20 protein-coding genes are annotated in these 18485 nt (G+C 56.5%); 4 read left to right on the top strand and 16 right to left on the bottom strand.

Annotated elements, in window-relative coordinates:
* The first annotated feature begins 2 nt into the window (after nucleotides 1–2).
* The gene (locus EQW76_RS14960; protein WP_202617156.1) at nucleotides 3–1226 is read left to right on the top strand and encodes an MFS transporter; all 1224 of its coding nucleotides are present in this window, start codon (nucleotides 3–5) and stop codon (nucleotides 1224–1226) included.
* 25 nt (nucleotides 1227–1251) lie between these two features.
* Here EQW76_RS14960 and EQW76_RS14955 read toward each other — a convergent pair whose 3' ends face one another.
* From EQW76_RS14955 to EQW76_RS14945, 3 genes are all read right to left on the bottom strand, one after another.
* Nucleotides 1252–1653 carry a DUF3168 domain-containing protein gene (locus EQW76_RS14955; protein ID WP_142829878.1) on the bottom strand — a complete coding sequence of 134 codons (402 nt, stop codon included), beginning with the start codon at nucleotides 1651–1653 and terminating at the stop codon, nucleotides 1252–1254.
* Nucleotides 1654–1759: 106 nt separating this feature from the next.
* Entirely contained in the window at nucleotides 1760–2095 is a 336-nt protein-coding gene (locus tag EQW76_RS14950; RefSeq protein ID WP_142829880.1) for a phage head closure protein, read from the bottom strand.
* A gap of 2 nt (nucleotides 2096–2097) precedes the next feature.
* Nucleotides 2098–2667 carry a head-tail connector protein gene (locus EQW76_RS14945; protein ID WP_142829882.1) on the bottom strand — a complete coding sequence of 190 codons (570 nt, stop codon included), beginning with the start codon at nucleotides 2665–2667 and terminating at the stop codon, nucleotides 2098–2100.
* Between the two features lie 273 nt (nucleotides 2668–2940).
* Between EQW76_RS14945 and EQW76_RS14940 the strand changes: the two genes are divergently transcribed.
* A complete protein-coding gene (locus tag EQW76_RS14940) occupies nucleotides 2941–4632 on the top strand; it encodes a recombinase family protein (RefSeq protein ID WP_161991064.1) in 1692 nt (563 codons plus the stop codon).
* 20 nt (nucleotides 4633–4652) lie between these two features.
* Here EQW76_RS14940 and EQW76_RS14935 read toward each other — a convergent pair whose 3' ends face one another.
* From EQW76_RS14935 to EQW76_RS14875, 13 genes are all read right to left on the bottom strand, one after another.
* Nucleotides 4653–5243, bottom strand: a complete 591-nt coding sequence (locus EQW76_RS14935) for a hypothetical protein (protein ID WP_143122958.1) — start codon at nucleotides 5241–5243, stop codon at nucleotides 4653–4655.
* Between the two features lie 10 nt (nucleotides 5244–5253).
* Complete coding sequence (locus EQW76_RS14930) at nucleotides 5254–6324, bottom strand: hypothetical protein (RefSeq protein WP_143122957.1); 1071 nt, start codon at nucleotides 6322–6324, stop codon at nucleotides 5254–5256.
* A gap of 58 nt (nucleotides 6325–6382) precedes the next feature.
* The gene (locus EQW76_RS14925) at nucleotides 6383–8545 is read right to left on the bottom strand and encodes a hypothetical protein (RefSeq protein WP_143122956.1); all 2163 of its coding nucleotides are present in this window, start codon (nucleotides 8543–8545) and stop codon (nucleotides 6383–6385) included.
* Entirely contained in the window at nucleotides 8545–9450 is a 906-nt protein-coding gene (locus EQW76_RS14920; RefSeq protein ID WP_143122955.1) for a M15 family metallopeptidase, read from the bottom strand. The genes EQW76_RS14925 and EQW76_RS14920 overlap by 1 nt, the downstream gene beginning before the upstream one ends.
* Nucleotides 9451–9483: 33 nt before the next feature.
* Nucleotides 9484–11193, bottom strand: coding sequence for a hypothetical protein (locus EQW76_RS14915; RefSeq protein WP_143122954.1), 1710 nt, complete (start codon nucleotides 11191–11193; stop codon nucleotides 9484–9486).
* On the bottom strand, nucleotides 11186–12505 hold the full coding sequence (locus EQW76_RS14910; protein WP_244616968.1) for a tail fiber domain-containing protein: 1320 nt from the start codon (nucleotides 12503–12505) through the stop codon (nucleotides 11186–11188). Before EQW76_RS14910 ends, EQW76_RS14915 begins: the two co-directional genes overlap by 8 nt.
* 2 nt (nucleotides 12506–12507) lie before the next feature.
* Complete coding sequence (locus EQW76_RS14905; protein ID WP_244616967.1) at nucleotides 12508–12900, bottom strand: hypothetical protein; 393 nt, start codon at nucleotides 12898–12900, stop codon at nucleotides 12508–12510.
* A 15-nt stretch (nucleotides 12901–12915) separates the two neighbouring features.
* On the bottom strand, nucleotides 12916–13227 hold the full coding sequence (locus EQW76_RS14900; protein ID WP_143122953.1) for a hypothetical protein: 312 nt from the start codon (nucleotides 13225–13227) through the stop codon (nucleotides 12916–12918).
* A gap of 26 nt (nucleotides 13228–13253) precedes the next feature.
* Entirely contained in the window at nucleotides 13254–14780 is a 1527-nt protein-coding gene (locus tag EQW76_RS14895; RefSeq protein WP_143122952.1) for a hypothetical protein, read from the bottom strand.
* The gene (locus EQW76_RS14890; protein ID WP_143122951.1) at nucleotides 14774–15358 is read right to left on the bottom strand and encodes a hypothetical protein; all 585 of its coding nucleotides are present in this window, start codon (nucleotides 15356–15358) and stop codon (nucleotides 14774–14776) included. The genes EQW76_RS14895 and EQW76_RS14890 overlap by 7 nt, the downstream gene beginning before the upstream one ends.
* Nucleotides 15359–15360: 2 nt before the next feature.
* Entirely contained in the window at nucleotides 15361–15714 is a 354-nt protein-coding gene (locus EQW76_RS14885) for a hypothetical protein (protein WP_143122950.1), read from the bottom strand.
* Between the two features lie 86 nt (nucleotides 15715–15800).
* Nucleotides 15801–16733: a DUF5309 domain-containing protein gene (locus tag EQW76_RS14880; RefSeq protein WP_143122949.1), complete on the bottom strand. Its 933-nt coding sequence runs from the start codon at nucleotides 16731–16733 to the stop codon at nucleotides 15801–15803.
* A gap of 15 nt (nucleotides 16734–16748) precedes the next feature.
* Nucleotides 16749–17726, bottom strand: a complete 978-nt coding sequence (locus tag EQW76_RS14875; RefSeq protein ID WP_244616971.1) for a hypothetical protein — start codon at nucleotides 17724–17726, stop codon at nucleotides 16749–16751.
* Here EQW76_RS14875 and EQW76_RS14870 point away from each other — a divergent pair.
* Nucleotides 17613–18005 carry a transposase gene (locus tag EQW76_RS14870; protein ID WP_244616969.1) on the top strand — a complete coding sequence of 131 codons (393 nt, stop codon included), beginning with the start codon at nucleotides 17613–17615 and terminating at the stop codon, nucleotides 18003–18005. The genes EQW76_RS14875 and EQW76_RS14870 overlap by 114 nt on opposite strands.
* On the top strand, nucleotides 18002–18352 hold the full coding sequence (gene tnpB, locus EQW76_RS14865) for an IS66 family insertion sequence element accessory protein TnpB (protein WP_143122947.1): 351 nt from the start codon (nucleotides 18002–18004) through the stop codon (nucleotides 18350–18352). The genes EQW76_RS14870 and tnpB overlap by 4 nt, the downstream gene beginning before the upstream one ends.
* Nucleotides 18353–18485 lie beyond the last annotated feature (133 nt).

Raw genomic sequence — 18485 nt, 5'->3', positions numbered from 1 at the left:
TCATGCCCAAAGCCTTCTCACCGCGCTCGGCCCAGATCGTTGCCGTCCTCAGCATCACGCAGCTTATCAGCTGGGGCACCAGCTTCGACATGCTCGGCGTGATGGGGCGCATCGTAGCGCCCGATCTCAGCCTTCCCAACGAGGTGGTCTTTTCCGGCCTGACCCTGATGATGGTAGTCAGCGGCCTCTGCAGCCCGGTCACCGGTCGCTGGCTTGGCCGCTACGGCGCGGCGCGTGTGCTTGCAGCCTCATCGATCGTCTTTGCAGTCGGCCTGCTGCTGCTTTCGGCGGCAAACGGTATCGTCGTCTACGGGATCGCCTGGCTTGTCATCGGGTTCGGCGGTGCGCTCGGGCTGAATGCACCGGCCTATGCCGCCGTCATCGAGCGCGAGGGGATGAACGGCAAGCGCATCATCACCATCATGATGCTGTTTACCGGCCTCTCGGCCACCCTTTTCTGGCCTATCCTGACCCTGCTCAATGCCCATCTCGGATGGCGGGGAACTTATGTCGCCTGCGCCGCCCTGCACCTTTGTCTCTGCCTGCCGCTTTATCTATTTGCCCTGCCGAAGCCTGTCGTCGTCGAAAGAGGCGAGCCCGGACACCTGACGCCGCCTGTACCGCTGTCACCGGCGGGCCGGCGCAAGGCCTTCCTGCTGATAGCATCGGCGACGACGATATCCACCTTCGTGACCTTCGGGCTGGCCCCGTCGCTGCTCGAGATCTTCCGGCAATACGGCGCGTCGCCGGCACTGGCGCTGCAACTTGGTTCGGCACGCGGTGTCATCGGTATTTCCGCGCGGCTGATGGACATGCTGCTTGGCCGGCGCGGCAACCCGGTGCTGAGCGCCATCATCGGCATAGGCCTCATGGTCACGAGCTTCCTGCTCCTGCTGCTTTTCGGAGCGTCCACGGCGCAGCTTGTCATTTTCACGCTGCTGTTCGGGTTCGGCTCCGGCGTCATGGCGGTCGCGCGGGCGCTGCTGCCGCTGGCGCTGTTTTCGCCAAGCGAGTACGGCCTGCATTCCGCACGATTATCGCTGCCGCAGAACCTCGCCAATGCCACTGCCCCTGTAGTCTTCACCGCCGTCCTCGATTACGCCGGAGCGCCGACTGCGCTGGGCGTCTGTGTCGTTCTCTCGTCGGGCGCACTCATGCTGATCCTGGCGCTCGGACTATTGGTGCGGCGGGCAACGGCGGTGGGTGCCGTGCTGGCGCAAGCGTGAGAGTCATAGCCGGTCGCTGCCATCTCTACTCGGTCACCGCCCGAAACCGCATCTCGGCGCAAAACAGCCGCGTCTTCGGCTCGCGCCTTGCCTTCGTTGCGAGATGGCGGAAATTGACCAGCGCGTATGTGGCAAGTGGCAGGGACGCGTCCTGCAGGAGACTGCCGACGATGGCGGCGATCTGCTGGGCCTGTCGCTGGCCGGCAGCATCGGACCAGACCTGCAGCGTCAGAAAATGCTCCTCTCCGGGCTCGGTGGATGTCGAATAATCGTTGCTGGCGAGTTCGGAAACGACGATGCACGGCAATTGCCGGCCGGTGACAAGCCGATCGCGAATACCGTCGCTACCGATCGTCTCTGTCAGGGATATGCTGCCGGCAAGCGCGGTGTGGATGGCCTGCAACAACTCGTTGGCAGCGGATCTCATCGTCGGGTCTCCTTGCCTGCCGGGTGCCGAAAAGGCGCGTTGCCGGAAGCCAAGAGCTTTGCCAGCACTGCCGCGAGGTCTGGCAGGGTATATGTCGAAAGGGCGGTCATACCGACTTCTCCTGGCAATGACAGATCAGATACCGGCGGCTATCGTCGGGGTCCTGCGTGCCGCCGATAGAGAACAGCCGGTTGCCCTTGCGAAGCCGCATGCCGGGCACGACATCGCTGCGCCAGCGCAGCCAGATCAGGTGCGTGCGCCTGAATATCTCGCTCGACGCTTCCTCTTCCACCGACCCGCTGACCGGCTCGATCAGCGCCCAGCACGATGCCGTCTCGACGAAGGTCCGGGTAACGCCACCCTGGCCGTCTGGCGTTTCGAGCGGCGCCTCCAGATTGAGCCGGGCGGTCATGCGGCCGGGGTCGAAGAAGGTCGAGCGCATGGTCAAAGGCTCCGGAGCAGGAAGGGCGCAACCAGCCGGTCGTAGCCGGGCGGGATCAGCGCCGGCTGGTCCTCGATGCCGATGACGCCGCGGCACGAAAACATCTGCGCCACATGGGTCAGCATTGCCCGCTTCAGCGTGTCCGGCACATCGTTGGCGGTCGGGCCGAAACCGGCGACGAAATCGATTTCGATACCGTTGACGGCGCGACCGGACGACAGGCGCTGGCGGAGCATAAGCCGCGCCGGTTGCCTGATGCCATCCAGCACATAACCTTCGAGCGGGACTATCGAGGGCTGGCCGAGCTCGTCATAAACGGTAATGGCAACAATGGCTTGCACCGGGCCCCTGGCAATCGGAATCACGCCGTCTTCACAGATTGAATCAAGATAGAGACGCCAGCGCTGGGTCATCAGGCAAAGGCCTGTGCTGCGCTCCAGATGCTCGCGGGCAACCGCGATCAGGCCGGCAACAAGCTCGTCTTCGTCGGACGTATCCAGCCGCAGATGGGCCTTCACCCCGGCGAGCGTCAACGCCTCCGCTGAGGGCGGAGTGATCTGGGCATAGGTCATGGGACATCTTTCATATGAGATCGAGTAGGCGGCCCGCGCCCTCACCCTGCCCTCTCCCCGAAGGCAGAGGGAGATGGAGCGAGAGGCGGTGCCGGCATTCCCTTCTCCCCTCGGGGAGAAGGTGCAGTCAGGCGGATGAGGGGTGCTTCAGCTGACCGAGAACTTGATCAGCTTGATCGCCTCGAAATCCTGCACGCCGCCGCCGACGCGCTTCGTATGTATTGTACACAACGCATTAAGGGTGCTGCGCTAGGATCGGGTCAAGGAGCAAGCATGGCGATCAAGGCATACTCGTACGTTCGTATTTCCACCCCCGAGCAACGCAAGGGACGAGGCGAAGAACGGCAGTTGGATGCAGCGCGTGAGTATGCTGCCAAACATGGCCTCAATCTCGACGAGTCTCACATTGATCCTGGTAAATCAGGCTTTCATGGCGATCACGTTAAATCGGGTGCGCTAGGTGTGTTTCTGGACCTTGTGGCACGCGGCAAGATCGCGGTCGGCTCGTATCTGCTGGTGGAAAATTTAGACCGGCTATCTCGACAAGCGCCAATCGACGCGCAGGCTCAGTTCATCGCGATCCTACAAGCGGGAATCAAAATCGTCACTCTCATGGACGGTCAAGTCTACGAGCGAGGCAGAGATTTCACCCAAATGATTGTCTCGCTGACGATCATGTCGCGAGGTCACGAAGAAAGCGCGAGAAAGTCCTACAACAGCAAAAAGAACCACGACGCTAACCGCAGAGATATGCTGGCTGGCCTACCCCGCTTCCAGTCGGGTTGTGTTGGCTGGATCGACCAGACGCGGATCGAGGGCACCAAGGACTGCAAATTCTCGTTAAACGCTCATGCGAAGTCGGTGCAGCGGATTTTCGAACTGGCCGATCAAGGCGTTGGTCCCCTAAGCATCGCCCGCATTCTCAATGAATCAAATACTCCACCCCTAAAAGCGATTGGCACGAAATGGTGGGAGAACACGGTCGCTCGTATCCTCAAGAACGAGACCGCTATCGGCACGCTACAGGTTCATGACACGGTCAACGGCAAACTTGTGCCAATGGGCGATCCACTCCCCAACTACTATCCGGGGGCGGTCAGCGAAGAACTGTTTTGGCGCGTACAACGCAACAAGCCAAAGGCAGCAAAAGCCGGTCGCAAAGGGCTTTCCTACGCGAACCTGTTCCAGACGATAACGCGCTGCGAGCACTGCGGTGGTGGGTTGGGTTTGGTCAGATCGACCACAAGCGAATACCAATATTACCGCTGCAAACGGCGATATCAGGACGCTAATTGCCCGGGTCCATCCGCATTGTTCCCCTATACCGCACTGGAAGCAGCCGTTCTTGATAACGTCAGCGAATTCTATCTGGACAGCGATCTTTCTCGAAAGGCTGGCTCAACACCTCGTGACGAACTCCTCGCCGCGATATCAGTGATTAGTGAAAAACTGGCCAATCTGGAAAAGGCACGCAAGAACACTCTGGCCATGTCTCAGGCCGTCGAGGAAGACGAAGACAGGGCCGAGTTGGTCCTAGCGCTGCGAGAGTTGCGGCCACAGATCGATCAGGCACGCGCAGAGTTAAGCGAGCGCCAGAGCGAACTACGCGAAATCGATGACAAGCAAAGCGAGGCTGTTGACGTTGTGGACATGATCCGCAAGGAACGAGCCTTATGGGTCTCTGGCTCTCCCGAAGAGGTTTTCCTGAGCCGAAGCCGAGTAGCGCAGGCCATCCGCAACTTTGTTCACGACATCTGCGTGGATTTCCACGCGCAGACCGTTCGAATTCAAGTTGGCGGGGCGACCAAGTCCTACGACTTCGACCGCACCGGGAAACTGATCAACGTTTGGCATTGCAAATCGGATACCGATGCAATGCGCGAAGTGGTTGAGTTCTTTTATCCCGCAGATCGGGTTGATGGCATTATGGCAGCGCATGAGAAAGTGAAGGCTAGCAACTCGTAGCCTTCACTCAGAGTGAAGCATTAGGAAGCCAAAGCCTGCTCCCACATCTCATCGATCTGGTCATCCGTGATGCTTAGAGCAGCTGCCACAGCCAGTAGCGTAGGGTTGAGACGTTCAAAGGACTCGGCAAATTCCCAGTCAATCTGGGCCTCGTCTTTTGCCGGTCCTTCTGGCATCCCATCGATAGCCGATTGGATCACGGCGAGGCTATAACCCCTGCGCACAAGTGTCTTGCGCAATTGCGCTGGGCTCAATGGAACAAACTCGTCACGCGAGAGCACAGGATCGCCCAGCGCAGTGCCATTCCATTGCTTGCCATAAACGTTACCGCCTTCGCCACGCGTATAACCGCTGGTTTCAGCAATTGTGAGGCCGACGATGCGATGGCCTGCGATCTGAGAATGTTCTGGATCGGCTTCCATGGACACTACGCGGCTCTTGCTGTCCAATGCTACATAGTAATCGCATGTTGGGCTGTCGCGGAAAACATCGTGCCACTCCACCCCATCATTATTATAAAGCACGGAGATTTTTACCGCTGTGAGGCTGCCATCGGGCAGTTGCATGTCAACGGTTTCTGGTCGTGCTGTGAGAATACCAAAATCGTACATATGAAAATCCTTAAAATGGGAACGCTGCGAACCAACCACGGCTGGGAACGTAAAGTTGAAGTTGGCGGCTTGCCGCGTTGATCTGCTCTGTGCCGCTCTTGTAAATTCGGCAGATGTAGTAGCCGCCGTTGTTGATATCGCCACCACCGCCCGAGCCAGTCTTGATCGATGCTTCCACGTAGCCAGCGGCCTGCGACTGCTGAACGCAGTTGTTGGAATAGGCGACTGCGCGATCTGTTGCCCAAGCCTGGGCACGGTTTTCAATTTGAGAATTCACGTCACCAAACTGACGGCACCAAAGTTCACCACTCGGACCAACTCTGAATGCCTCTGCACCAGCACTGGCATCTACAACTCGAAAAAACGCATCGCTGTTGGCCTGCAAGTACCACTGACGAACGCCACTGGCGGTGAAGAATAGCCCCGGAGATGCGCTCGCCCTTGTCAGGTTAAGATCACCACTCATCGCATCGCCGGTTCGGCTTACCGGTGCGTATCCCAAGTTGTTCTGCTTGGTGTTGAGCGCTGCCTGAACGGCGCTTTGATACGAAACGTAACTTGATTGCGGTACGTACGTGGCTGCGGTGAAATTTGCCGATGTCAAAACCGGCGAACCCGCCACATTCAACGCAGACGCGTTCATATTGCCCAACGAGGGATTGAACGATGGGCCTTTGAGGCGGAATGCGGTGCCGTCGTAGACAACCGAAACTGACGCGCTGGCCAGCAAATCACCACTGGTCAAAGCACCACCACCTTGAGCAAGGAGTGCTTTCGTACCAAGCCCGTTGATGTTGAGTGTCGCAGGACCGGTATTCGTCGCGTTGACGAAAAACGTGTATTCCTCACCTTTCACGTACCCATCCGGGGCAACCGAATACGTCAGCGTGTAGTCGTTGCCGGTGTTGGCGACCACAGCCACGTTGTTGTGGCGGTCGAAGAAACGCTTGAGCGCTCCCATCATCATGCGAATGACCGCTGGAATGTTGGATGGAAGCGAGCCGGTAGCCAAGCCGTTGGGGCTTGCTGCTGTGTTCTGGGAATCGTTCTCGTTCCAACTGTTGTTGGTTAGGTCTGCCATATGTGCACCACTTTATTTTTCTTGTTATTGGGTGACGCCTGATCGTTGTCGGGCGCAGTTATTTTTTGTCGTCGTATTTTAGTTCACGCTTGTAATCGTTGATCGCCGTGGCCAATGCCTGATCCGAGGTGTTCGCAGCGATTTCGCCCAACTTGGCCATGTGTGCTTTCCATCCACCTGAACGCATTGACGCCGCGCTTGCACCGGCAAGCCAGTTGACGGTTTCGGGGTTGGTCAGCATTTTGACCTGCATCGCGCGATACGCCTTGTTCGCAACTACATCACCCACTTTACCGGCGACCATCGCAGCACCAGCAACGGGGTTGCTGAACAACACGCCAAGCACAGTTGCATTCGAAATGATGTTCGAGGTCTTGAGGTTTTCGCCAAACTTGGCCGTGTTGGAATGATTGTCCATGCGGCGATAGTTCTTCAAATTCTCTGCAACACGAGCGATGCGATCCAAGTTCTGACGGTACTGAACACGATCTGTGCCCGCGAATAGTGCGCTCTTGGCCTCAGGCGACATCGCGTTCCACTGTCTCGCCATCTGGTTTGGGTTGAATTCCGCGTCGGGTGCACTCTTGCCCATGCGCTCGACAACCGAGCCTGTGACCTGATTCCACACGTCGCGACCGCCATCCGAGTTTTCCACCTGACGACGCACAGCCTGCAAACGCGTGCCACCCTTGTTGGCTTGCGCTAGAACCCAATCCGCTGCCTGTTCCGGCGTCTTCGCCTTGATGATGGGATCGATCGCAGTCTTGGGATTGAAAACGCTGTCGGGCGTCATCGTGCGACGGAAACGATTGTTTGCCTTCTTCCATGCGACCAGCGCGTCATCACCAGCACCAGCAGCGGTATCGCTCATGTCCGCTGTGAGAGCCGCATACAGATCGTTAGCATGGCCCTTTAGAACAGCGTCAGTAGACGGATCGTTTGCCAGCGCACCAATGCTAGTGCGGGCATCCTTCAACGTGCTGAACGTAGCATTGCCACCACTGATGTCTCCGTGGATCGCACGTGCCTGCGCTAGTGCCTGCTCGAAAGCGGGACCTTTGTTCAGAGCAGCGGATTGACCTAGGCCAGCACGTTGACTTTCCAATTTGGTCAAGAACTCCTCGACATTGTTGCCCGTAGCGGGTGCATCACCTGCTAGCGTGCCAACGCGACCATACAGCTCATCGCCTCGGGCCGCGCTTGCGTCCTTGGCAACCTGTGCCTGAGTTTTGAGGGCATCGCCCAGTTCCTGACGGCTCAACGTCTGTGGGGTCAGGCCATCAACGGTCTGATTGAACAATCTACCCTGTGCATCGAATGCCTGGGCAATGCGATCCTGAATTGGCTTGCCGCTGCTAGTCGAGGCCAAAGCCTGTTCCTTAACAGCGGTTGCCGGATTAGCGTTGACCATACCAGCGGTTGGCTCAACACCAATGTCTCTGAGGTCGATGGCACGAGCAGCCGCAGCATCAGCATTATCAGCTGCTCCAACAACGCCGCTCTTAACGCCGCCCTTGATGCCCTTGTAAAGTGCGCCTGCGCCTTTGGCCACGGCCAAGCCAGCGCCTTCACCCGCCGCATTTAGCGCGAATGTTTTTGCGGCATCGCCAACCTGTTCACCTGCTGTTCGTGTGTCGTCGTTGCCGAACAGGTAGTTGAGACTGCGCTGTGTAGCCTCACGGCCAGCGGTTGCGCCAGCACCGGCACCGGCAATTGCTCCACTGACACCGCCAGCAGCTGTTCCCACGATAGGAACGGCCGTTCCTGCGGCTGCACCGCCAACACCACCACCAACAGCGCCGAGAATGCCGCCAATGCCTTCGCCGATTTCCGGCACAATGCTAGCCACGTCACCGGCATTAAAAGGCGACCAATTCGGCTGGTTGTAAATGATCGTCTTTTTAGTCTCTGGATCGGTCATGATGAAGTTGTCGCCGCCATAGGGCTGAGCGTCTGGATAGGTCTTCTGCAAAGCCTTCAAACGGTCTTCCGGCTTGTCGAGTGCACCAACCTGCATTCGCACCATTGCCGGGGCTTCCATGGTGTGATCGATCTGGTTTGCGTCGGGACCAGTGCTCATCGGAATAGCATCAGCCATCCAATCAGGGGTGTCATCAGCGGGTGCAGCGGCATCGACGGGAATTGCGTCGGACATCCAATCCGGCACCGCACTATCTGTAGCGGGTTGTGGATGAGCCAAAAGACCGAGACTTTGAGCCATTATACGACCCCTCTGCTAAACATGTTCATGATCTGCTGTTCCCACGGCTTGAGAACAGGAGTGGGAGCCACATTGGCTGCGGCCTGAAAATTCTGGAGTGGTTGCGACTGGAGCAATCCACCGCGTGGTGTGCTGTCGTCGGTTGGTTGAGGTGTTCCCGCTGCAATCGCACTGGCCGAAAACTTCAACAGGTCAGGCAAGCCCTTGGGGACGTTTATGCCCAAAATGCTTGGCTGCGTGGTCGGCGAAGCATCAGGCGTTGGCGCTGGTGTTGCAGTCAGATCGGTTGGCGCAGAAGCAAAACCCATCGTGGGGTTGCCTGCTGCGGCCATCACATCAGCGACGGGATCGGCTGTTTTCGCCTGGACCTGCGCCATCATCTGATCCGGCGTCGATGCAGCCGGGGCACCGCCATTGCGAAGCCCTGCGGGTTCGACGTGCCAATCCTCGTTGGATAGCGGGAAGTTCAAGCCGTATTTGGGTGCGTTGTCGTGTGCCCACTGGGTCGCAGATGGATCGAGATATTTGAAGTCAGCGGCATCGCCCTTTTGGTGATTCGAACCACCCGGAGGTGCTACCCACTTGGTGATACCCTCGCTCTTGAGCCATGGACGAGCAGCCTGTCCCGCTGCAACCACGTCGCCGTTATTTGCCGCGACGTAACCCTGCCACTTGGCAACCGCATCCGGTCCAAGTCGCTTGCCTAGGCTCTGTTCGAGAATTTGGGCCTGTGTTTGTGGGCTGCGAAACCCGCTGGTAATCTGCAACTGAGATTGGACATTGGCAGGAGCCGATGCAATCATTTGCTGCAAGGCATCGCGGAATTGCGGCTGCATCCCTGAAATAGAATCAGGACGGCCAGCCGCTCCACCAGTTAGATATCGTTGCCAATTGAAATCGGCCAATAGTCACCTCGTCCCCTTTTCGGGGATCTTTTATTAGGGCTTACGAAATTGCTTTCCGTTGCGAGTGAACACCGCACCACTTGGGAGTGCATCGTAATCCGCTTTAGTAGTTACCGTTCCAGAGGGAGCGCCTTGTTTGCCGCTCCCATCGATGCTTGAAATCACCGAGTCAGGTACGCCGATCTTGAGCGTTTTGATGGCCTGCTCGCGCATGTCCTTCTTCTGCTTGATCACTGCCGGTGGATCGTTGGGCTGCGGGAAGTACGTTTGATCCGCGCTGCGGTACTCGTCCTTGCCGATGGCTGCGCCTGATTCCTTGCGGAGCAATGCGCGAATCATTTCCTGCTTGGAGTTGTTGGCCAACTGGTATCCTTCGCTGGTCACAACCGGACCCATGATGGGGACACCATTGGTCGCGTAGCCAGCAGCGGAGTTTAAAGCGTCGTCACCACCTGATTTGTCGTAGTTGGCCAGCGCGTTGCGTGCGCGGGCATAGAATGTAGCCGATGCAGTCTGGCCCTCGTTGAGGCCAGCACCGGATTTGCCCACACCCTGTGTGACGGTCACGCCGCCCTTGCCATCGCTGGTGACGGTTGTGTTTGGCTTCTGACTTTCCTGATACTGCTCCAACGAGAGCGATGGTTGGCCTGCCGCCACACGCTGCTGGTTGATCACGACTAGGTTCTTCATGTCGCCGGTTGCGCCATCTGGACGCTTTGCTGCGAGATAATCGCTGAGAGCGAGAGCAGGCTTGCCGTTCGCAGCGTTCTCTTCGTTAATCGCGGCGAGTTCCTTTTGGTCGTTGGTCCATTCCTTGCGGTTGCCGATAGACGTGCCTGTGGCCTCTGCCTGCTTGATTGTGCCCAAGCCTTCGGCGTAACCCGGAGCGACCGCGAAACCGTTAGGACCAGCAATGAGACCCTGCGAAGCGCCCTGCTGCTGTAGTTTCTGGATCATGCCAAGGGCATCGTTTGCACCGGCATCGTTCTTGATGGCGATGTTGTAGGCGTAAATCTTCTTGAGTTTGTCCATGGTGTAGCCGAACTGACCGGCATCGCCATTTCCGGCCTGCGCTGTTTGAGCAGGCGTAGCACCACTGCCCAACACGCCACCAACTGCGCTGGCATCAACTGGAGCGTTGGTAGCGCCAGCGTTGCTACCTCCGTTAAAAGATCCGACGCCACCAAGGCTCTTGAGGTACTGTAGACGTGCCTGATCGGCCTGCTGTTCCTGCGATGTCTTGTAAAGGTCGGCATTGGCAGCTGCTGTGGCCTTCAGTGTGTCAGCGCCTGCCTTTGCCAGTTGAGCCTTGTTCTGACCGTAGCCATCGTAAGCGCCGGTTCCAGCCTGCAATGCACCACCGACAGCGCCACCTAGGCTCTGAGGATGATCTGAGGGAGCGCCGGCCTGCAACATGCTGCCGGATGCCGAGAGAAGACCACGCAAAAATGCCTGCTTGTTGTCGTCGGATTTGAAATTCAACAGACCACCAAATGTGCTTGCTCCACCTTTGCCATCGTTAGTGCCGATTGCCTGACCAGCACCCGCTAGCAAGCCAACACCGGTATTCGGTGCAGTTCCTCCGGTTGTCGTAGGATCAACCTGCTGAGCCATTGGCGCTGGCAAGCCGGGACCATTGGGATTGGCCGTGGGGATTGGAATGCTGCCGTCAGTAGGGCCAGCCTGACCAGCCAAGCCTCCCTGCTTTAGCATATCTAGGAATTGGCTAATACTATCAAACATATGCGGGGCCTCCGATTAGGGCATCATTAGAAATGCGCTTGAAGCCATCGATCTCGCGAACCGCATATGGACGGGTGATTTCAACTTCTTGTGCCATTGGACCCTCATAGACGGTGCCGGTGGGGTCGTTTTTGTAGGTGAATTCGTAAAGACGAGTGCCGTTGAGCATCCAGCCGCTTTCACGGATGATGTTCTTTGCACGCGTGTCGCAGAGCATACCGAAGATGCTTGCGATGGAGCCCAGTGCACCAATGCCGGTCGAAAGGCCGTTGGAATAGACGGGCTTGGTTGTGGTCTGCGCGTTGTATCCGCCGTTGTTGAGCAGCGAGATTTCATTCGCGATGTTATTGATGGGCTGTTGCTGAGCAGTGTCCCACTTGCTGATTTCGGCCTGCTTCAACAGGTCCGCATACGTGTCCTGTGCTGCGCCGACGCCTGCAACCTGCGAAGCATCGTAGTAATCGTTTGCACGCTGCTGGCCTGTCATGCCTGCGCCGGTCAACTGTGTCTGTGCCTGTGCGTTCTGTACGCCGGATAGAGCACTCGCAGCCGCGTTTCGTGAATCCTGCTGTGCCTGATTGCCCGATGTGACCTGGCCTGCTGCTGTGAGCGCATTCTGTGCGTTTGCGTTGTACAGGTTGCCAATGCTTGTGCCCGCTGCAACCTGATTTTGGCGCTCGTTCGCATAGTTGGTGTTCATGATGTTGGCGGTCTGATCGGTCAGCGCCTTGGTAAACGTGGTGTCAGCGGTGTTGCGGGTTGCCGCGTAAGCGCCGGAGCCAGTACGACCACCAGCGGCAAACTGACTGTCGATACCCGGAGCAACCTGCTGAGTGTATTGGTCAATTAGGGGCTGATTTGCCGATTTGATCGCGCTTTGCAGGTACGGATTGCTGTTGAGGTAATCGCCATTTGCCGTTCCCTGCAAACTCGTCTGGCCGGGATTGGTCGAACCGCTGAGCGTGCTGTAGAGGCTCTGCGAATTGGCAATTCCACCATTCGTATAGTTGGTGCCTCTTGTCAGCGTGTTGCCCGCTGTGGGCGTGAATGCTGCTCCAGTGGTTACGTTGTTGACGGCGTTCTGGCCGTTCTTGATCAACGGTGAACCATCAGCCGCTGTATTCAACACGCTCTGCTGTGCGGATTTCGTAGCGTCGGACTGGTCGATAACCGTCGAGCCCTGATACGGCAACGGAGCGCCTGCCGAGTACAAGGAATCCAGTTTCGCGTATTGGTCTGTGAGGTACGGCTTTGCACCGCTCCACGGCTCTGTGGTCGTAGTTGTGGTTGATGGAGCGGATGACTGTCCCATTTTTAAAATTCCTTAAACATGACGATGGATGAAAATTTGAAATCACGAGCCTCAAGCACACGTTTCCAACCGGTGCGGCCCATGAGGACAAAACCCTCGCAGCCCTTTGATTTCGCCCATTCCTCTATTGTGTTGATGCCCACATTGAGGATCTCATCGAGATCGCCAGCGGCCAGATAAACTTGGCAAACCAAGCGGTTATCCCAGACAACATTATGGGTTACAGCAGCTGATTTCTCACCGATCCAAAGCAGGTATTGGCGATCAATAAGGCCCTGCAAAAGGGCCTGCTCGTCGGGATTTGTGGAAGTTTCGAGGGCTGAAAGCAGCATGGATCGGACGCGTGGGTATTCGGTTTCGAATTCCTTGCCGTCATCAATCCTGCGTACTGCCATCCACGTCCTTCTCTCTTATGCTGTGACTGCTAGACCTGTGTCGCAAGCGATCCACACGCCTGTGTTGTCCAAAAATACCATGACGCCTGTGCCTGCGTTTGCTGCCTGTCCTGCTCTGCGGCCGTTCTTCGCATAGGCGAGTTTGGGCGCTACAAGGCCGGTCAACGCGGTCAATTGCGCTACGGTGTAAGAAGCCGGGGTGATGATGCCGGTGGTCTGATCAACCACGTTGGAGACCAACTTGATTTGGTCGCCCAGTTGGTCGGTCACTGCCTTGACCTGTGTGGGTGTAAAATTGCCACCCGCTTTTAGACGTAGACCTGCCATCGCCCCTGCTCCGTTTCTAGCCTTATTTACCTAAAGCCAGCGGGCACAGCGTCGTACTGGATGCTCTGCACCTGATCGAAAAACCCTGTGCATGTAAGACGAACGCGATGGAAACGACCGGGTTGTCGGACGTTGGCCCAGCCCGTTGTGAGATCGCGAGGACATGGCAATGACCAACTGACATCGCCCTGACTGAGCGTTCTGCTGCCCACGCTGACCATGATTTCGCCGCTGCCATCGGCAACCGGACGAACCCGCAAGACCACGCTGCGATCACCCTGAATGTTGGGGTTCAACTGCTGAAGGAATTGGATGAGGTATTGCTCTGTGGTCTCGATGGTGCCCACGGCATTCACGCCGTCGAATGTCCAGATCGTACCGTCCTGTTTGACGCCTGCGAGTGTTGGCGCACCGCCAGCCCATACATCGGAATCGAATGGCGATGGGACGTTCTCGATTGTGCCGTAGCGGTCGAGTTGTTCGATGGTATACGGCAGACTTACGCTGTTGAAGATGAAATCAACCTGCGCGTCAGCAATGGACCATTCCTTGAGCGCGTAGTTGTAGATTAGTTTCTTGTCGGGCTTGCCTGCTACGGCGTCGGTGCTCACGTAGTTCCAGTAAATCAACTTCTTACGTGGATCGGTTGCCACGCTCATGAAAGCGAACTGGTTAGGATCGACGTTCTTGTAGAAGAAGTTATCGACCTTGCCCTCACCGATACGTTCGAGGGTCTGACTGCCGTTGAAGCAATAGAAGCCATCGTTGCTGAGAAAGAACGTTAGGCCTTCCGCCGTAATGATACTCTCTGGAACTGCGCAGCCTTTGCCTTTGATGATTTCGTCAAACTGCCAGATCAAAGGCGTGCCCACGTAGGTCATCTTGACGATGCTTTCCTTCATGAAAATGGTCACGTCTTCGCCACCTACAATGCCTTGCACGACGCCAGCGCCCCCATTGAGGTCCTGAAAGTCGGCCTGTGTGGTCAGGGAGAAATCCCAACTCTGAGGCTGGGCAAGACCGCTCCAACGAATGCGATACGGCACGTCACCATCGAAGGCGTCGTTGGTATTCGCAATCACCACGAAGTCACGAGCCGTGGTGATATGGCGGCCTTTGACCAGCGTGGTCAGGTCGGCAAAACGAACGTCCACGTTCATGTCGATGTATTGGGGGTTGTTCAGAATATTTGTGGCAACCACCCAAGTGCCAAACTTGGTGAATTTCCAATGTTCAGTACCAGTGATGTATGCGGTTCCTGTTCGCGCAACGCTGGTCCAAAGCAGTGTAGCCGGGGTGAGTTTCAACAGATTGCCGCTGATGCCCACGTACACCTTGCCGTTTCCGGCTTTGTCCTGACCGCTAACCGCGCCCAGTGGACGGCTGGCAAGCGTGCCGCTGGAATACTGGGTGGCAAGTCGAACCGGCTCATACGAGATCGACCCACCCTGCGTACCCGGAGCGGGACTGACATTGTTGGCAGTGGTCACGCCGGGATTATTGAGGGCGGGCAAGTCTGGACGCCATGGCCCAAACAGTTGATCAATTACCATCCAGACAACTCCTCAATAATAGTGTTGCCGTACTGGGTGGTGCGGGTGTGATCTCTCGCCATGACGGTCAGGCTTTCGCCTAGCAGGCTCTTTTCCTTTGCTTCTGCGTCCGAATCCTTTGCCCAGTGATACAGCTGAGCAAGCGTCGCGTGGAGGTACACAGAGGCGAAATTCGCCATCAACCAGTTGGTCTGGTTGGCGTCTGTGAGAGCCGGCAAGCGCTGATAGTAATAGAGGTCGATCGTGTAATCATCGGCGGGAGTTGGTAGAATTTGCAGGGTGTTGCCGGTGATCACGTATCCGGTTTCCGAACACGCTTTGGATGTGCGGTAAAAACTGACGGGCTTGATCGGATACCCGTTATACAGGACGGCGCGGATTTCCTGATAGTCATCGGGCAGCGTTGGAGACGAACCGCCAACCACGCTGAGCGTGATTGTGGTTTCCATCAGACGATGCTTGAGCACCGGACGGATTGCTTCTTCGGCAAGCGCGATAAACATGGGGATTGGAGCGTTCGGCCACAGCGAGAACGACGCGACGGCACTGGTGAGATCGGCATACGTTTGCAGGGCCATCGTTAGACCCTCAACGTGTTGGTGCGAAGTTTCGCAAAGTCAGGATCATTGAGCAGGCGAGCCATCTTGACCGGGTCTTCGGTGTAGCCCTTGGCTTTCCAGTCGTAGTGGAGACCAATCGGAACCGATGCAACCTTGACCAACTCGCTCAATTTGCCTGTGCGGGAAAATTCTTTGGCTTCGGCTAGATTGGCTTCGAGCACTGCGGAAACGTTCTTCCAGCAAGTAACTTGCTCGATCTTGTCACCCGAGCGCTTCCAGTAAACGGTTTTAGTTTCGTCATCCTCGACGCAAATTGTCGCTCCATCGGGAACCACTTCATTCATTGTTAAGGCTAGAAAAGTATCTTCATTCATCAGTCGCCTTCTTTTTGTTTTTATTATTTTGGCGATTTGCAAATGGGCCGGAGTACACCGCAAGATGCTCCGGCCCATTTTCTATGTTAGTTTACGTCAGCGATCTTACCGTTACCGGCTTCGTTCATGCACTCTAGTGTGAGTTCTGTGACCAACTGCTTCTTGTCGGCATCACCGGTCTTGGCGATATCAACCTTCTTCATCGAGCGAAGCGTAGCAACTGCCCAAAGTGTTTTATCGAAAGCCAAAACAGTGGTTGTGCTCATCCAACGGTGTGGGATGATGTTGTGCTTGCCGAAGTCCGAGACGTAATAATCGACGCCAGCGTAGATGGTCTTGCTGTCGGCCTGCTGGTACTTTGTTCCGTTGCCTGTGAAGCCAGAAATCTTCTGCTTCAACAGTGGAGGAGCAAGAACCAAAGTAGGATCGCCACCAGCGTTCCAAACCTGCTGTGCCATTGTGTTGAACATCACTTCTGTAAGCGGACGAGCAGTACCAGCGACAACTGCGCCAACCTGACCACCGACATAACCAGCAGTAGAACCGCCTGTGCCGCTCTGAACGTTGGATGCGATCCACGCTTCTGCACCGCCGAGTTTACCAGCAACGGAGCCAGTACCAGCAACCGATGCGTTGCTCGAAACGAGAGCCGCTTCGATGTCGCGATTCATTTCCGAACCAACCTTGGCGATCTGACGGGCGAATTCATCCTTGGAACCAGCAGTGTCAACAGCCTGTAGCGTGCCGGAAACGACAACGTTGCCTGTGAAGATCTGCGTCTGGTTGCTGATGCGGTCTGGAGTTACCAGCGTGCTTGCAGCGGCGTCAGCGCCTTCAATTGCAGCGTTGTTCTTGTTTGGAGCAGCTAGTGCGTCCTTGAGGAACTGGTGATTGGTTGCGGTTGCCTTTGTCGTGCCGATCTCGGTCTTGAAAGGTGTCTTTTCTGGCGAGATACGGGAAATAACGTCGCCAAGGTCTTCGCGAATATGTGTCGCGGAGTTAGTGATTAGTGTGGGCATTTTTGCCTCTCCTTATTAAAGTAAATGCTTGAGAACATTGGCCGCGTCTTCACGTGACCCAGTGCGTTTGAATTTGCCCATTTGAGTTTCGAAAGCCGTCTTGCTTGCTGTGCCGGTCTTTGACAGGCTACTGCCAGGCGTGGTCAGCAAAGGTTTCGCGTCTACCTTCTTGACTGCTTGTGCCTTTTGGCTTTGCATCTGACGGTACAACATGGATTCATAGGCCATGCTGAACATCGTTGCGTTCGTCTCTTTTTCGATCGCTTCCCTTGGGATTCCGCGTTCTTCCAGGTATGCGGAAAGTTGGGATGCTTTGCCCGTTTCCGGCTTTGCTAGTTCAGGATGCATCTGCGCTAGGTTACGACGACCTTGGGCCTCGTTCTGTGCGTGGATAGCTGCCTGCTTTTGCGCGGCCTGCTGCTGAAGAACGTTCTGTTCCTGTCGCAAACGGTCACGATGGGCGTTGATCTGTTTCCACTTTTCCAACTCCTGCACGTATGTGACAGGATCATCCTGCGACAGTTGTGCCCAGTTGGGCTCATGTGGCAGCACCATTGCGATTTCACGTTCCAAATTCTGGAAGTATTGCAATGAGGCTTCGCGCAGTTGCTCCACTCGGGAGTCTTCGAACTTGGCCTTTTCGGCTAGTTCCTGAGTTTTGCGCGTATAATCGGCGTGGCGAAGATGACCTTCTTTCAACTCCTTGAGCGTGACCTTCTGACCGTTTAATTCGATCTCTGCGTCATCTGAAAGGTACGCATCCGAGCTGAACCGGATTGCGGATTTGAGTGATCGTGTGGATGCTCTGTCTATATAGACGGCAATATAGACGGTGCTTTCATGGACATCACAAGCGATCACTCGGGGCGTTTCAGCCGGATGGAGATTGTCGATAGCGGGCGTCGGCGGCGTTTCACGGATGAAGCGAAGCTGGCGATCGTGGCTGAGAGTTATGCTGGCCCGCGGCAGGTAACAGTCACGGCGCAGCGTCACGGGATCACGCGTTGGCAGTTGAATGCCTGGCGCAGGGCCGTGCGGGAAGGACGCCTTGTCCACCGCTCGACGAACGAGTTTGTTCCGGCGATTGTCGTTGCTGCCGAGCCTGTTTTTGCGAGCACGCCTCCTGCGGAAACTGTCGCGGTGCCGTCTCCCATCACCGACCGGGGTCGCATAGAGGTGGTGAGTGCGAACGGCCGGCGTGTGATCATGGGCCAGGATATCGATGTGGACGTTTTGCTACGGATCATGCGTGGTTTGGAGACATTGCGATGAATCCGTTTCCGATGGGGGCGGAGATCAAGGTGTGGCTGTCGACCGGACATACCGACATGCGGTGTGGCTTTCCATCCTTGGCCCTTCGGGTGCAGGAAGTTTTAAAGCATGATCCGCTGGGCGGTCATTTGTTCTGCTTCAGGGGCCGCCGCGGTGACCTGATAAAGTTGATCTGGCATGATGGCCAGGGCGCATGCCTGTTCACGAAAAAATTAGAACGCGGCCGGTTTATCTGGCCGAATGTGCAGGGTGGCGCGGTGGCGATCACACCGGCGCAGCTTTCCTATTTGCTCTCTGGAATTGACTGGCGAGCTCCTCAGGAAACTTGGCGTCCAACACGCGTTTGAGTTTCTTCATCATTGAATTTGTTGAAGAAATATGCTCTTATTCTGGCATGTCGTTACCACCGCTTTCCTTTCCTGACGATCTTGCCAGCGCCCACGCCGCGCTGCTGATAGAACGCGAGGCACGGTTGCGGGC

It is taken from the genome of Rhizobium sp. rho-13.1 (assembly GCF_007000305.1).
GTDB lineage: Bacteria > Pseudomonadota > Alphaproteobacteria > Rhizobiales > Rhizobiaceae > Rhizobium > Rhizobium rhododendri.
The sequence above is the reverse complement of the archived record's forward strand: the minus strand, read 5'-3'. Positions and strand labels throughout refer to the sequence as shown.

Coding starts and splice junctions, on each gene's coding strand:
- EQW76_RS14940 (WP_161991064.1), top strand. CDS start 2,941: ATGGCGATCAAGGCATACTCGTACGTTCGTATTTCCACCCCCGAGCAA.
- EQW76_RS14925 (WP_143122956.1), bottom strand. CDS start 8,545: ATGGCTCAAAGTCTCGGTCTTTTGGCTCATCCACAACCCGCTACAGAT.
- EQW76_RS14945 (WP_142829882.1), bottom strand. CDS start 2,667: ATGACCTATGCCCAGATCACTCCGCCCTCAGCGGAGGCGTTGACGCTC.
- EQW76_RS14895 (WP_143122952.1), bottom strand. CDS start 14,780: ATGGTAATTGATCAACTGTTTGGGCCATGGCGTCCAGACTTGCCCGCC.
- EQW76_RS14950 (WP_142829880.1), bottom strand. CDS start 2,095: ATGCGCTCGACCTTCTTCGACCCCGGCCGCATGACCGCCCGGCTCAAT.
- EQW76_RS14910 (WP_244616968.1), bottom strand. CDS start 12,505: ATGGGACAGTCATCCGCTCCATCAACCACAACTACGACCACAGAGCCG.
- EQW76_RS14935 (WP_143122958.1), bottom strand. CDS start 5,243: ATGTACGATTTTGGTATTCTCACAGCACGACCAGAAACCGTTGACATG.
- EQW76_RS14900 (WP_143122953.1), bottom strand. CDS start 13,227: ATGGCAGGTCTACGTCTAAAAGCGGGTGGCAATTTTACACCCACACAG.
- tnpB (WP_143122947.1), top strand. CDS start 18,002: ATGAATCCGTTTCCGATGGGGGCGGAGATCAAGGTGTGGCTGTCGACC.
- EQW76_RS14905 (WP_244616967.1), bottom strand. CDS start 12,900: ATGGCAGTACGCAGGATTGATGACGGCAAGGAATTCGAAACCGAATAC.
- EQW76_RS14955 (WP_142829878.1), bottom strand. CDS start 1,653: ATGAGATCCGCTGCCAACGAGTTGTTGCAGGCCATCCACACCGCGCTT.
- EQW76_RS14870 (WP_244616969.1), top strand. CDS start 17,613: ATGGAGATTGTCGATAGCGGGCGTCGGCGGCGTTTCACGGATGAAGCG.
- EQW76_RS14890 (WP_143122951.1), bottom strand. CDS start 15,358: ATGGCCCTGCAAACGTATGCCGATCTCACCAGTGCCGTCGCGTCGTTC.
- EQW76_RS14880 (WP_143122949.1), bottom strand. CDS start 16,733: ATGCCCACACTAATCACTAACTCCGCGACACATATTCGCGAAGACCTT.
- EQW76_RS14960 (WP_202617156.1), top strand. CDS start 3: ATGCCCAAAGCCTTCTCACCGCGCTCGGCCCAGATCGTTGCCGTCCTC.
- EQW76_RS14885 (WP_143122950.1), bottom strand. CDS start 15,714: ATGAATGAAGATACTTTTCTAGCCTTAACAATGAATGAAGTGGTTCCC.
- EQW76_RS14915 (WP_143122954.1), bottom strand. CDS start 11,193: ATGTTTGATAGTATTAGCCAATTCCTAGATATGCTAAAGCAGGGAGGC.
- EQW76_RS14930 (WP_143122957.1), bottom strand. CDS start 6,324: ATGGCAGACCTAACCAACAACAGTTGGAACGAGAACGATTCCCAGAAC.